Raw genomic sequence first — 14,149 nt, 5'->3', positions numbered from 1 at the left:
CAAGCGAGGCGTAGGCCTTAGATCTTGCCGACCAGGTCCAGCGAAGGAGCCAGGGTCTTCTCGCCTTCCTTCCACTTGGCCGGGCAGACTTCGCCCGGGTGAGCGGCGGTGTACTGGGCGGCCTTCAGCTTGCGCAGGGTCTCGGAGACGTCGCGGGCGATCTCGTTGGAGTGGATCTCGACGGTCTTGATCACGCCTTCCGGGTTGATCAGGAAGGTGCCGCGCAGGGCCAGGCCTTCTTCTTCGATGTGCACGTCGAAGGCGCGGGTCAGCTGGTGGGTCGGGTCGCCGATCAGCGGGAACTGGGCCTTGCCAACGGCCGGCGAAGTCTCGTGCCAGACCTTGTGCGAGAAGTGGGTGTCGGTGGTGACGATGTACACCTCGGCGCCGGCCTTCTGGAACTCGGCGTAGTTGTTGGCAGCGTCTTCGATCTCGGTCGGGCAGTTGAAGGTGAAGGCAGCCGGCATGAAGATCATTACCGACCACTTGCCCTTCAGGGACTCGTCGGTGACCTCGATGAACTTGCCGTTGTGGAAAGCGTTGACTTTGAACGGTTGGACCTGGGTGTTGATCAGGGACATCTGCTAACTCCTTTAGGGGGTTCAGAACTTTGACGGCGCCTACGATAGCGCAGCCATCCACATACTGTTAATTGATTAAGGGCATAAGGCCGATTGACGTTATCTATCGAATTCACAGCTGCCGGAATCGAAAGTGTATGGCCAGTGACCTGCGATTCGGCGTGCGGTTCAGTCCGGCCAGAATGCCCGGATCGCCGCGATGCCCTGGGCACCGACCCGCCGGGCCTGGTCGAGATCGGCGGCAGCCAGCCCGCCCAGCAGGTAGGCCGGCTGGTTGAAGCCTAGCAGCAGTTCGGCCGCCCGCGTCCAGCCCAGGTGCGCCGCGCCGGGATGGCTGGCGGTGGCCTGCACCGGCGACAGGGTAACGAAATCCACTCCCAGCACCGTGGCCATCTCCAGCTCCGCGGCATCATGGCAGGAGGCTGCCAGCCAGCGCGCGGCCGGCAGCGGTCGGATCTGGCCCACAGCCTCGCGCAACTGGCCCGCGGTCAGGTGCCAACCAGCCTCGGGAAAATCAGCGGCCCACTCCAGCGGCCCCTTGAGCATCAGCCGGGCGCGCCCGGCACACAGTGCGATGGCCCGTTGCGCCAGCGCCCGATAGTCGGCTGCGACGAGCGAGGGCGCGCGCAGCTGGACCAGCGTAATGCCGGCATCCAGCGCCCGCGCCAGGCCGTCGAGCAGGCGCTGCGCGGCCAGGCCGTCGGGCGTGACGAGGTAGCGGCTCGGCAGCCGCGCCGCCGCGACGATCGGCCGGTTGGCCGCCGGGAACTCGAAGGCCGGCAGGCTATCGGCGTCGACCCACTGCAGCGGCTGGCCCTCGGCGCCATGGGCCTGGCCGGCGAACGCCAGCACTTCCCACACGTCGAGCAGGACCTGCTTGTCCGGGTAGTCGTGGCGCACCTGGATCAGCGGCTCGGCCCTGGTCACGTCGATCCCCAGCTCCTCGTGCAGCTCGCGGGCCAGCGCGACCTCGACACCCTCGCCCGCCTCGACCTTGCCGCCGGGAAACTCCCAGAGTCCGCCCTGGTGCTTGTCCAGCGGGCGGCGGGCGATCAGCACGCGCCCGGCGGCATCGCGGATCACGGCGGCGGCTACATGGATTCGTTGCATCGCTCGAGGCTCCTGGCCTGCCGGCGGCGGTGCGCCGGCAGGCAGGCCGCACCGGCAGGACCGTTCAGGTACGGTATTCGGCGTTGATCTTGACGTACTCGTGGGACAGGTCGGTGGTCCAGATCGTCTCGCTGCAATCACCCCGGCCCAGCTCGATGCGGATGGTGATCTCCTCGCGCGCCATCACCGCAGCGCCCTGCTCCTCGGTGTAGCTGGCGGCACGGCCACCCTGGCTGGCGATGCAGACCTCGCCGAGGAACACGTCGATCAGGCTCACATCCAGGTTCGGCACGCCGGCATAGCCGACCGCGGCGAGGATGCGCCCCCAGTTCGGGTCCGAGGCGAACAGCGCGGTCTTGATCAGCGGCGAGTGGGCCACGGCATAGGCGACGTCCAGGCACTCCTGGTGGTTACCGCCGCCGTTGACCTGCACGGTGACGAACTTGGTGGCGCCCTCGCCGTCACGAACGATGGCCTGGGCCACTTCCATGAAGACCTCCAGCACGGCCTGCCTGAGCTTGGCGAACAGCTCGCCGGAAGCGGAGGTGATCTCCGGCAGGGCGGCCTGGCCGGTAGCGATCAGCATGCAGCAGTCGTTGGTCGAGGTGTCGCCGTCGATGGTGATGCGGTTGAACGACTTGTTCGCGGCGTCGCGCACCAGGTCCTGCAGCACGTCGCGGGCGACCTTGGCGTCGGTGGCGATGTAGCCGAGCATGGTGGCCATGTTCGGGCGGATCATGCCGGCGCCCTTGCTGATGCCGGTCACGGTGACGGTCACGCCGTCGTGCTGGAACTGGCGGCTGGCGCCCTTGGGCAGGGTGTCGGTGGTCATGATGCCGGTGGCGGCCTCGGCCCAGTGATCGGCGTCGAGGTCGTCCAGCGCAGCCTGCAGCGCGGACTCGATCTTCTCCACCGGCAGCGGCTCGCCGATCACGCCGGTGGAGAACGGCAGCACCGCCTCCTCGGCCACGCCAGTCAGGCTCGCCAGGGCGGCGCAGGTGCGCCGGGCATTGGCCAGCCCCTGCGGGCCGGTGCCGGCGTTGGCATTGCCGGTGTTGGTCAGCAGGTAGCGGACCTCGCCCTGCATGCGCTCGCGGGTAACCAGCACCGGCGCGGCGCAGAAGGCGTTGGTGGTGGTGACGCCGGCAACGCGCGAGCCTTCGGCGCAGCGCATGACGACCACGTCCTTGCGCCCGGGACGCTTGATGCCCGCCGAGGCAATCCCCAGCTCGAAGCCGGGAACCGGATGCAGCTTGGGTAGAGGACCGAGACCGACAGCCATTGAACGCACTCCTCAACTTGCGACGGCCGCCCGGGCCGCGCGATCAACAGAGAAAAACGCCGCGAGCGGCTGCTGGCCGGTCGCGGCGCGGATACCTGGCGCGGGATGGTGCTTACTGCACCTGCCCGTGACAGTGCTTGTACTTCTTGCCGGACCCGCAGGGGCAGGGTTCGTTCCGCCCGATCTTCGGCTCGCTGCGGATCGGCGTCACGTTCGATGTGCCTTCCTGCCCGGCTTCGGCCGGCTCCTGCTCGGGCTCGTCCAGCGCCGAGACCTCGGCATGCTGGAACTGCATCCGCCGCGCCAGTTCCTCGGCCTCGCGGCGCAGGCGCTCCTCCTCCTCGGCCGGGTCTTCGCGACGCACCTGGACGTGGGACAGCACGCGGATGCTGTCGCGCTTGATGGATTCGAGCAGGTCCTGGAACAACGCGAAGGACTCGCGCTTGTATTCCTGCTTGGGGTTCTTCTGCGCATAACCGCGCAGGTGGATGCCGTGACGCAGGTGGTCCATGGTCGACAGGTGGTCCTTCCACAGGTCGTCCAGTACGCGCAGCACGATCTGCTTCTCGAAGGTACGCAGCGCCTCGGCGCCGGCCAGCTCTTCCTTCTCGCGGTAGGCCTCGAGCAGCGCCTGCATGATCTTCTCGCGCAGGGTTTCCTCGTAGAGCTTCTCGTCCTCGTCGAGCCACTGCTGCACCGGCAGGCGCAGGCCGAAATCGCTGTAGAGCACGGCCTCCAGGCCGGGGATGTCCCACTGCTCGGGCAGCGACTGCGGCGGGATGTGGGTGCTGATGGCGGCGCCCAGCGCGTCCTCGCGGAACTCGGCGATGGTCTCGCCGATGTCGTCGGCGGCCAGCAGGCTGTTGCGCATGTGGTAGATGACCTTGCGCTGCTCGTTGGCAACGTCGTCGTATTCGAGCAGCTGCTTGCGGATGTCGAAGTTGCGGCCTTCGACCTTGCGCTGGGCCTTCTCGATGGCATTGGTGACCATGCGATGCTCGATGGCCTCGCCCGACTCCATGCCGAGCGCCTTCATGAAGTTCTTCACCCGGTCGGAGGCGAAGATGCGCATCAGGTTGTCTTCCAGCGACAGGTAGAAGCGGCTGGAACCCGGGTCGCCCTGGCGACCGGCGCGGCCACGCAGCTGGTTGTCGATACGCCGCGACTCGTGGCGCTCGGAGGCGATCACGTGCAGGCCGCCGGCCTCGATGACCTGCTGGTGACGCTTCTGCCAGTCGGCCTTGATCTGCGCGACCTGATCTTCGCTCGCGTTCTCCAGCCTGGCGACCTCGACCTCCCAGTTGCCGCCGAGCAGGATGTCGGTCCCGCGGCCAGCCATGTTGGTGGCGATGGTCACCGAGCCGGGCTTGCCGGCCTGGGCAATGATCTCGGCTTCCTTGTCGTGGTACTTGGCGTTGAGCACCTGGTGGGCGATGCCCTCCTTCTGCAACAGCTGCGAGACGTACTCGGAGCTCTCGATCGAGGCGGTACCGACCAGCACCGGGCGGCCCTGCGCCTGGCATTCCTTGATGTCGGTGATAATCGCCGCGTACTTCTCGGCCTGGGTCAGGTAGACCAGGTCGTTGTAGTCCTTGCGCGCGACCGGCCGGTTGGTCGGGATGACCACCACCGGCAGGTTGTAGATCTGCTGGAACTCGAAGGCCTCGGTGTCGGCGGTGCCGGTCATGCCGGACAGCTTGGCGTAGAGGCGGAAGTAGTTCTGGAAGGTGGTCGAGGCCAGGGTCTGGCTCTCGGCCTGGATGTTCACCCCTTCCTTGGCCTCGATGGCCTGGTGCAGGCCCTCGGAAAGGCGGCGCCCCGGCATGGTGCGGCCGGTGTGCTCGTCGATCAGGATCACCTGGCCGTTCTGCACGATGTACTCGACGTTGCGATGGAACAGCTTGTGCGCGCGCAGGCCGGCGTAGACGTGGGTCAAGAGGCCCAGGTTGTGCGCCGAATAGAGGCTCTCGCCCTCGCCGAGCAGCCCGGCGGCAGTCAGCAGCTCCTCGATGTACTGGTGCCCGGCCTCGTTCAGCTCGACCTGGCGGGTCTTCTCGTCGATCGAGTAGTGGCCTTCCTGGGTGACGACACCCTCCTCTTCCTCGATGTGCTGCTTCAGGCGCGGGATCAGCTGGTTGATCTGCATGTACAGCTTGGAGCTGTCCTCGGCCTGGCCGGAGATGATCAGCGGCGTGCGCGCCTCGTCGATGAGGATGGAGTCCACCTCGTCGATCACCGCGAAGTTCAGCTCGCGCTGGAACTTGTCGGCCAGGCTGAAGGCCATGTTGTCGCGCAGATAGTCGAAGCCGAATTCGTTGTTGGTGCCGTAGGTGATGTCGGCGGCATAGGCGGCGCGCTTCTCCTCCGGCGGCTGGAAGGGCACGACGATACCGACCGACAGGCCGAGGAATTCGTACAGCGGGCGCATCCAGTTGGCGTCGCGGCGGGCCAGGTAGTCGTTCACCGTGACCACGTGCACGCCCTTGCCGGACAGCGCGTTCAGGTACACCGCCAGCGTCGCCACCAGCGTCTTGCCCTCGCCGGTGCGCATCTCGGCGATGCGCCCTTCGTGGAGGGTCATGCCACCGATCAGCTGGACGTCGAAGTGACGCATCCCCATCACCCGCTTGCCGGCCTCGCGGCAGACGGCGAAGGCCTCGGGAAGGATCTTGTCGAGCGTCTCGCCCTGCTCCAGGCGCGCCTTGAACTCCTGGGTCTTGTTTCGCAGCTGCTCGTCGCCGAGCGACACCATCTGCTCTTCGAAGGCGTTGACGGCCTGGACCGCCTTGAGCATGCGCTTGACCTCACGCTCGTTCTTGCTTCCAAAGAGTTTCTTCAACAAAGGCGCAAACATATCGACAAGGGTTTCCATGCTGGGGATGGAGGCACGCCAGCGCCGGCTGGCCCTGCGTGCAAAGGGGGCATTCTACTCGGAAACGTTCTCATGAAAAGCGGCACGGTTTTGCACCGCGGCGACCTGGGCAAGCCTGCCAGCGACGGGCCTTCTGCTAATATCCAGGCTCGTGCAGACTCGGATTCCCCAGACGATGGCCTTTCGCCCACTTCCCGCCCGTGCCCCGGCAAGCCTGTTGCGCGAGGCCCGGCCGCTGCGGGCCCTGTTCGGCGAGGCGCAGCGGCTCGATCAGCTGCAGCAGATCGTCGAAAGCCAGCTACAACCGGCCGCACGCCCGCACTGCCGGGTGGCATCCTGGCGCGACGGTGCGCTGCTGCTGATCGTCACCGATGGCCACTGGGCCACGCGGCTGCGCTACCAGCAGCGCCGACTGCAACGCCAGCTGCAGGCCAACCCGATTTTCGCCGGGCTGGAACGGATCCTCTTCCGTGTGCAGCCGCCGCAACCGCCACGCCCGGCGCCGCGGCGGCCAAAGGACATCTCCGGCCCCTCGGCGGACCATATAAGAGCCAGTGCCGAGGGCATCGCCGACCCACGGCTACGCGAAGCCCTCGAACGCCTGGCCCGCCACGGCCGCACGGACGGCTGAGCATGGGCCAGGCCCACTCCGCCAACGTCCGCACCTGCGCGAGGCGGGCCTCGATCGAACCGGAGCGCCCATGCTGATCGGTGTATTGCTCGTCCTGACCTGGCTGATCCTGCTGCTTCGCTATCCGCTGCGGGCCGCCCCCATCTCGCTCGGCGCGGCCCTGGCGTTGGCGCTGGTGGCCGGCTGGGTGCTCGTCGAGGAGCAGCGCGAGGCCCGGCTGATCGCGCGGCTGGAGCTGCAGCTGCAGCACCGCGCCGACCTCTGCCCGGCCGCGCGGCCGCTGTGGGTGAAGCTGACCAACCACGGCCCGCGCTCGCTGCTCGCGCTGAGCTGGCGCGTGGCGGCCTACGCCCCGGGCACGCGCCTGAATGTCGCCGAGCGCAGTTTCGAGACGCCCGACTACCAGGAGCCAGGCGAACTGCAGCCCGGTGCCAGCTGGGAAGCCTGCATGCCCCTGCCACCGCTGCGTGCAGGCTATCGGCCGAGCACGCTGACCTTTCGCGCCGAAGACCTCGACGGCCGCTTCGGCGACTGAGCGGCCCCGCAGCCAGCACGACGCTGGAATCCGGGGTTTCGCGTCGCCGGCCAAATCGTTATGCTGTATGAATAAACAGTATTTGCCAATCTGACCGAGGTAGCCAATGGCCGTAGAAGTGGTCTATCGCAGTAGCCGGGATCTGGAGCGCCTGTTCATGGATAAAGCCGAAGCCGATCGTCACGACAAGATGCTGGAACTGGCGGAGGCACTGACCGCCGTGCTGCATGCCGCGGCACCGTCGCTGGACGAACGCGAGGCCGAGGAGCTCGGCATCTACATGGCGCGCAACCGCGAGGTCTTCGCCAAGGCATTCAAGGGCAATCCCGACGCACTGACCGAGCTGGCCGCTGCGCAGGGCTGAACCACGACGCGGGGCAGGGTTGCGATGAAACTGTAGCGCCCGGCGCAGGTCTCTAGTCGCAGCCACTTCCACACAGGTACGTCGGAATGAAAAGCTCGTTTCAGGAGATCAGCGACGCCTTTCAGCCCCGCTATAACGTCAACTTCAGCATCGAGAAGCCCGACGGCAGCATCCTGCTGACGCTCACCGGGGCCCAGGGCGTGGCGGTCAAGCGCTACATCAGCGCCGCGCAGTGGCGGGACCAGGGACAGCTGCGGCGCTTGATCACCAGCCTCAAGTTCAGCCTGGCCATCGAGCACGGCGAGCCGCCCGTCGGCGCTTCCGGCGAGCTGCGCCCGGCGCTCTGAGCACAACTGCCGGGCTGCCCCTCGACCCGCAACGGCACTGGGCTGCCTGCGCGCCTAGAGCCAGGCGAGCGCCTTGGCCTTGGCCACCGCCTGGGTACGCCGCGCCACGCCGAGCTTGGTGTTGATGCGCCGCGCATGGGTCTTGACGGTATGCAGCGAGATGAACAGCTGCTCGGCGATCTCCTGGTTCGAGCAGCCCTGGGCGATCAGCCGCAGTACCGTCAGCTCGCGATTGCTCAGGACCATGTCGTCGCTGGTGACCTGGGTATCTTCCGGCGAACGCTCGTATTGCAGCAGGCGATCCCTCAGGCTCTCGCCGCGGGTCGCCGCCGGGAGGATGCGCGCCAGCCATTGCGGCTGGCGATGCTGCAGTTCGTAGAGCGGCTTGACCAGTTGCTGGCGCAACGCCTCGCCCAGCGCGCGACGCAACTCCTGCTCGGCCTCGGTCAGCGCGCCCCGGCGATACAGCGCCTCGGCCAGGGTGAAGCGGCACTCGCAGGCCAACCCCAGGCGCTGGGCGCGCAGATTCTCGTCGATCAGCTGCTGTAGCGTCTCGATCGCCTGCCCGACCTGCCCTTCGAGCATGTCGATGACCGCCAGGTAGCGCGACACCCGCGGCAGCAGCTCGTAGTAGCCCGACGGCGCGAGGTGCCCGCCCTCCTCGTATTGCTCGCGCACCTGCAGCATCGCCGCCCGCGCCTTGCTCAGCTCGCCCTGGTGCAGCCAGGCCACCGCGTTCACCAGCCGCAGGATGCCGCGGAAGCGCGCCTCGGGTACGTGCCGCCATTGGGTCAGGCGCTCGGCTTCGCGCAACCAATGGTAGGCGTCGGTGAACTCCTGGTTGCGCGCGGCCAGCTCGGCCAGCCCGACATAGCCGAAGAACACGTAGGAATCGCCACAGGTCTCGGTTTCCATGCGACCTTTCTGGAACGCCTCGCGCGCCGGCTCATCCAGCCCCTGGTAGGCCAGCAGATGGCCCTGCAGCAGGCGCAGCCGCCCGATGATCGGGCTGTGCCGGACGCTGTCGCGCAGCACCCGCAGCGCCTCGTCGAGCACGCCGACCGCGCGCTCGAACTCGCCGGTCAGCTCGAGCAGCTGGATGCGATCGACGGTCAGCATCACCTCGTAGAGCACGCTGCCCTTGGAGCGTGCCAGCTTCATGCCTTCACTGTTGTAGTGCTGCGCCAGCTCCAGGCTGCCCTCGGCCATCGCCTGCTGGCACAGCGTCTGGTAGCACAGCACGCGCTGGGCCCAGGCGTGGTCGCTGAGCACCTCAAGCGCCTGCAGGCAGAGCTCGCGCGCCGAGGCATCGCCGCGCAGGCGCGCCGCGAAGCCGCGCAGCGCCTGCCAGTGCGCCAGCAGTTGCGCCTGGCGCCGGGCGTCCGGCTGGGGGAAGAACTTGGCCAGCTCGGCAAGGCTCTCGTCGACCTCGTCGAGGCGGGCCGAGACGATCAGCGCCCAGCCCTGCAGGACGATCAGCCGCGTGGTGCTGACGAACAGGTCCTGCGGCAGCTGGCTGCGCCACTTGAGGAAGTGCGAGACGTTGTCGCCGATCAGCAACTGCTCCTGCCCGTAGCGCTGCAGGTAGTTGGCCGCCACCTCCGGCTGGCCGGCCCACAACGCATGCTCGACCGCCTCGCGCATCTCGTCGCGGCTGGCGAACCACTGGCAGGCACGCAGATGGATCTGGCTGGACGGCAGCGCCTCCGGCATGCGCTGCAGCAACAGCGCCAGCGGCCGCCACAGGCGAAACCATTCGCCGCAGTTGTCGATCTGCCGGACGAACAGCTGGCGGGTGGTCAGCACCTCCAGCACCTGGCCGCCGAGGCCGTCGAGCACGTGCTCGCACAGCGCGGCGGAAAAGCGCGGCAGTCGCGCCAGGGCGAACAGCGCCCGACGGATGTCCTCGCCCTGCCCGTCCAGCACCTCGCGCTGCACGTAGTCGCGCAACAGCGGCGTACCGGCCAGCAGGCGCTCGCGCACCGCCTGCTCGTCGGCGTTGAGCAACAGCAGGCAGACACCAGCCGGCCAGCCTTCGGTGCCCTGCTGCAACTGCCGAAAACTATCGTTGGGCAGCTGCAGCCGATGGGCACGCAGCAGCTGGCCGAGCTCGTCGGAGGTGAAGGCCAGCGCCTGCGCCTCGCATTCGAACAGATGCCCCTGCAGCAGCAGGCGCGGCAGCTTCCAGGCCGGCTGCCGGCGACTAGCAACCCACCAGCTCACCGATTCGGGGCCGAACTCGAGCAGCATGTCCAGGCAGTCGTCCAGCTCGGGGCTGGGCTGGCGCGGGTAATCGTCGAGCATGATCCACAGCGGCTGCCGAACGTGGCCGAGCAGGCGCAGGATGTCCTCGCGCGACTGTCCCTCGGCCGGCGGGTGGCCCAGGGCCGCGGCCAGCCGCAGGTAGAGCTGCGCGATGGACAGCGGGCGACCGCCGATGTCGAGCCAGACCAGCAGGGTGTCGTCGGGCACCTGCCTGGCGCATTCGTTCATCAACACGCTCTTGCCGAAACCGGCCGGGGCGCAGATCAGCCGCAGCCGGCAGTCGGAGGCAAGCAGCGCGCCCGCCAGGCGTGGCCGCGCCACATGCACAGGGGGCAAGCGAGGGATCACCGGACCGGGCACCCGGGTGGGCGCCTCGCCGGTCATGACATCCGGCAGGAAGCTTACGGACATGGCAGCATCTCTTATTGGAATCGTTCGGTCCGTCGAACCTTCGACGGCAGCCTTCGCCCGGCTTGTTTGCCGATCTGGCTGGCGTCTGCTGCAAAACTGCCGCAAACGAAGCGGTTTGTCGACCTCGGTCGGCACCTCGAGGCGACCGAAGGCAATTGTGGCACGGCACAAACGAAGAAGGCGGCCCGTGGGCCGCCTCCTTTCGTTCAGGCAGGATGCGCCGTCAACGCACCCCGGCGTTGCGCAGCGCGGCTGGCGTGAAGTCGCGCGCAGAGGCCTTGTAGCCCCATTCGAACGGCTTCTCCTCGTTGCTCATGCCGATGGCGATATAACGACCGGAAATGATGTCGTACAGCGCCTCGAACGCGTAGGCCGGGACCTTGTGCTGGTAGTACTGCACCAGATGGCCTTCCCCCACGCGCCAGAGCTGGCCACGCCCGTCGTACAGCTCGGATTGCACGATGGTCCAGGTATCCTCGTCGACGAAGAAGCGGCGCTTGGCGTAGATGTTGCGCTCGCCGCTCTTGAGGGTGGCCTCGATCTCCCACACCCGGTGCAGCTCGTAGCGCGCCAGGTCCTGGTTGACGTGCCCGGCCTTGATGATGTCGCTGTACTTCAGGTCGCTGGAGGCGATGTCGTAGCTGTTGTAGGGGATGTACAGCTCCTTCTTGCCAACCAGTTTCCAGTCGTAGCGATCCGGCGCACCGCTGAACATGTCGAAGTTGTCGGTGGTACGCATGCCGTCCGATGCGGTACCCGGCCCGTCGTAGGCCACCTGCGGCGCTCGGCGGACGCGGCGCTGGCCGGCGTTGTAGATCCAGGCCTGGCGCGGGTCCTTCACCTGGTCGAGCGAGTCGTGCACCAGCAGCACGTTGCCAGCCAGGCGCGACGGCGCGGTCACCCGTTGCTTGAAGAACAGCAGCGCATTCTTGGCGCGCTCCGGATCCAGGTCGGACATGTTGCTGGGGAAGGCAACCTCGTCCTCGAAGTGCACCAGGGTGTAGCTGCCATTGGTCTGCGGCGTCGCCTGGACAATGTTGCGGCGCACGTTACCGCCGCGATAGCGGGTGATGTGGTTCCAGATCACCTCCAGGCCGTTCTGCGGAATCGGGAAGGCGTAGTAGCGACTGTCGGTGAAGTTGGCGACACCGTTGCCACCTTCGACCAGTTCGACGTTCAGCGCGCTCTTCTTGGCCGCCTCGTAGACCGAATCCGGGAAGGCCGCGCTGCGATGGGTGTCGAAGACGCGGATCTTGTAGGTCTCCGGATAGCGCTTGAACATGGCCAGCTGGCCGGCGGTGAGCTTGTCCTTGTACTGCTCGACGTTCTGCGCGGTGATGACGAACTTGGGTTGCTCGTTCTTGAACGGGTTGGTCAGGTGGCCGCTTTTCAGCGGGGCGGCATCGGTACCCAGGCCGCCGGACCAGGCGGGGATGCTGCCGTCGGCGTTGCCGGCCTTTTCCGCGCCGAGCGGGGTGAGGGAGTTGCCGAGCTTCGCTGCCTCGTCCTGCGATACCGCGGCCATCACGCTGCCCGCGAGCAGGGAGAGAGCCAAGACACTGAATAGTTTTCTTGTTGTTTTCATATCGTCCAGTTTCCTCGTGATCTTGTTCGGCTGCCAGCCGTGAAACCTGCCTGCACCCGGCGGACGCAAGCGCCCGCCGGGAGACGTCTCGTCAGAAGTTGACGCCCACGCTGAAGGCCAGGAAGTCACGGTCGACCAGCATGTTGTAATCGCCACCGAAGAAATCGGTGTACGACAGGCTGGCGGTGTAGGTGTTCTGGTACTCGGCATCCAGCCCGACGCTCACAGCTTTCGAACCTTCGACGAACAGGCCGTTCGGGCCATAGCCGTCGACGTCATGGGAGAACGACAGGTTGGGCTTGAGGTTGATGCCGGCGAAGACGTTGCTGTACTCGCCGATGGCACGCAGGCGATAGCCCCAGGAATTGGCGGTGACGAAGCCGTGCCGGCCATTGGCGGCCAGTGCGACCGGATCGGTCGGCGTGCCGAAGATTGCATCGCGGCCGTAGCGAACCTCGCTGGTGCTTTCCAGCCCGCCCACATGCGCGTAGCCAATCTCGCCGACCACGGTATAGCGTTCGGCGCCCAGCACCTGGTCGAAGAAGTGGGTGAAGGTGGTCTGCAGCTGGGTGATTTCCTTGCGGTTGTAGCCGCGGTTATCCATCCCGGCACGGGCCGGATTGGTCAGATTGAGCGTGACGTCAGTCGTGTTGATCTGCACCGGCGCATTCGGCCGGTAGCTCATCTCGCCGGACCAGGCCGTACCGGTAGGCAGCGTGGTGGAGAAGCTCAAGCCATACAGACGGATATCTTCCGGGTACTCCAGGTAGTACTGGCCGTTGCCGAGCAGGACCGCCCCACCGATGGCCGAACCAGCGGCGGTGGCCACATCCCCAGCCATTTGCTGCGCCATCGGGATAGCTTGGGCAAGAGGTACGCCTGCTGCCAGCAACTGAGCCACCACCGACTCGATTACCGCCTGCCCGCCTGCTGCTCCTGCACCCTGGGCAGCTGCAAAGGTCGACAGCCCCGCCGTATGGGTACTCAGGATGGGCGTGCGGCTGTGGTAGTTCATGAAATAGGCGCCGTACTCGGTGCTATCGCCAAGCCAGCGCAGGGCCAGGCCGAATTGGCCCGAATCCCTGGCGTCACGATCCCCGCCGCGCGGGATCATCACGCCTTCGCTCGTATAAGTAACGCCCGCGTTGCTCGCAAAGGCACCGAGCGGGCTGTTCAGGACACCGGCAAGTGCAGCAGGGCCGACGTGATAGTTGGTATCACAGCCATCCGCCGCCACATCCGCGCCCGAGAAGAACGTCCCGCAGTTGTCGACGATGGTCTGGTCCCACTCCAGCTGATAGAACGCCTCCATGCTCAGGCGGTCGGTCAGGCCCTGGGAGACGTAGAGCATGTTGACCGGAATCAGGCCTTCCTTGATTTCCGCGCCCGGGCGGCGGAATGCGGCGGCATCCAGCGGGTTGATGGAGTTGATCGAGTTACCGATGAAGGTGCTCTCGCCCCAGCTCACCACCTGCTTGCCGATACGCACCGTGCCCGGCAGCTCGCCCAGGTAATAGTTGTGGTAGAGGAAGGCGTCGAGGATCTCGGCGCCGGAGGACTGCGCGGCTTCCTTGCGGTTGCTGTCGCTGATGTCCTTGAACAGGCGGCTCTCGTCCTTCAGCTCGAAGTCGTACCAGTACTTGCCGCGGATGAAGGCGCCGCTTTCGCGGTAGCGCAGCTCCAGGTCGTGCACGCCCTTGAAGATCTTCGAGAAGGTCTCGCCCTTCTTGAAGTTCAGCCGGCCGTCGTCGCCGGTCTGGGTGAAGCCGGTGCCTCCGTTGGCGGCCCCCACCAGGTCCATGTCCCGGTCCGCCGTCGACCAGCTGGCGCCGATGGACATGGACGAGTCGAACTGTCCCTCGATCTCGCCGATGTTGAAGTTCACGGCGTAGGCCGGGGCGGCCGTGCTCAGCGCGATGGCGAGGGCTAGCGATGTGGGCCGGAAGATTCCTTGCCTTGTTGTTCTTGTCATGAGGCGCTCCTGGTTGGTTCGAAGTACGTCAACCCTACCCAGAGCCTGGAAGGGGGTTAAGCGCACTAAGGTTTGATTTGTCGTGTAATCCTTAAGTATGAAAAACCCGCTGGCCGCTGGCTTCGCGCGCGATAGCAAAGTGCCTCGGCGGGCAAGTCGGGGCTGAGCTTAGCGAGGCTCAGTCTAGCCGCAAA

The 14,149-nt window shown here is 66.5% G+C and carries 11 protein-coding genes; 4 read left to right on the top strand and 7 right to left on the bottom strand.

From position 1 onward, the window contains the following. Positions 1-17: 17 nt before the first annotated feature. The 4 genes from ahpC to secA form a co-directional block, all read right to left on the bottom strand. Positions 18-581: an alkyl hydroperoxide reductase subunit C gene (gene ahpC, locus L3N39_RS07360; protein ID WP_237256682.1), complete on the bottom strand. Its 564-nt coding sequence runs from the start codon at positions 579-581 to the stop codon at positions 18-20. A 168-nt stretch (positions 582-749) separates the two neighbouring features. Further along, positions 750-1,691 carry a Nudix family hydrolase gene (locus L3N39_RS07355; protein WP_237256681.1) on the bottom strand — a complete coding sequence of 314 codons (942 nt, stop codon included), beginning with the start codon at positions 1,689-1,691 and terminating at the stop codon, positions 750-752. A 64-nt stretch (positions 1,692-1,755) separates the two neighbouring features. Beyond that, entirely contained in the window at positions 1,756-2,973 is a 1,218-nt protein-coding gene (argJ, locus tag L3N39_RS07350) for a bifunctional glutamate N-acetyltransferase/amino-acid acetyltransferase ArgJ (protein ID WP_237256680.1), read from the bottom strand. 112 nt (positions 2,974-3,085) lie between these two features. Further along, positions 3,086-5,827 carry a preprotein translocase subunit SecA gene (secA, locus tag L3N39_RS07345; protein WP_237256679.1) on the bottom strand — a complete coding sequence of 914 codons (2,742 nt, stop codon included), beginning with the start codon at positions 5,825-5,827 and terminating at the stop codon, positions 3,086-3,088. 193 nt (positions 5,828-6,020) lie between these two features. On the opposite strand from secA, the gene L3N39_RS07340 reads away from it, so the two are divergent. From L3N39_RS07340 to L3N39_RS07325, 4 genes are all read left to right on the top strand, one after another. After that, positions 6,021-6,476 (top strand): DciA family protein, encoded by a 456-nt coding sequence (locus L3N39_RS07340; protein ID WP_237256678.1) that lies wholly within the window; start codon positions 6,021-6,023, stop codon positions 6,474-6,476. Between the two features lie 70 nt (positions 6,477-6,546). Beyond that, positions 6,547-7,011 (top strand): multidrug transporter, encoded by a 465-nt coding sequence (locus tag L3N39_RS07335; protein WP_237256677.1) that lies wholly within the window; start codon positions 6,547-6,549, stop codon positions 7,009-7,011. Between the two features lie 106 nt (positions 7,012-7,117). After that, positions 7,118-7,375: a YebG family protein gene (locus L3N39_RS07330; protein WP_237256676.1), complete on the top strand. Its 258-nt coding sequence runs from the start codon at positions 7,118-7,120 to the stop codon at positions 7,373-7,375. An 86-nt stretch (positions 7,376-7,461) separates the two neighbouring features. Next, positions 7,462-7,722: a DUF3509 domain-containing protein gene (locus tag L3N39_RS07325; RefSeq protein WP_237256675.1), complete on the top strand. Its 261-nt coding sequence runs from the start codon at positions 7,462-7,464 to the stop codon at positions 7,720-7,722. A gap of 54 nt (positions 7,723-7,776) precedes the next feature. On the opposite strand, the gene L3N39_RS07320 is transcribed toward L3N39_RS07325, so the two are convergent. From L3N39_RS07320 to L3N39_RS07310, 3 genes are all read right to left on the bottom strand, one after another. Continuing rightward, complete coding sequence (locus tag L3N39_RS07320) at positions 7,777-10,398, bottom strand: LuxR C-terminal-related transcriptional regulator (RefSeq protein ID WP_237256674.1); 2,622 nt, start codon at positions 10,396-10,398, stop codon at positions 7,777-7,779. Between the two features lie 223 nt (positions 10,399-10,621). Continuing rightward, positions 10,622-11,983, bottom strand: a complete 1,362-nt coding sequence (locus L3N39_RS07315; protein ID WP_237256673.1) for a DUF1329 domain-containing protein — start codon at positions 11,981-11,983, stop codon at positions 10,622-10,624. Between the two features lie 91 nt (positions 11,984-12,074). Beyond that, positions 12,075-13,955, bottom strand: a complete 1,881-nt coding sequence (locus L3N39_RS07310; protein ID WP_237256672.1) for a DUF1302 domain-containing protein — start codon at positions 13,953-13,955, stop codon at positions 12,075-12,077. Between the last annotated feature and the right edge of the window lie 194 nt (positions 13,956-14,149).

The organism is Pseudomonas oligotrophica (assembly GCF_021726475.1).
In the GTDB taxonomy this organism is placed as follows: Bacteria; Pseudomonadota; Gammaproteobacteria; order Pseudomonadales; family Pseudomonadaceae; genus Stutzerimonas; species Stutzerimonas oligotrophica.
Note: the sequence above shows the minus strand (reverse complement) of the source record. Positions and strands in the feature narration are given on the sequence as shown.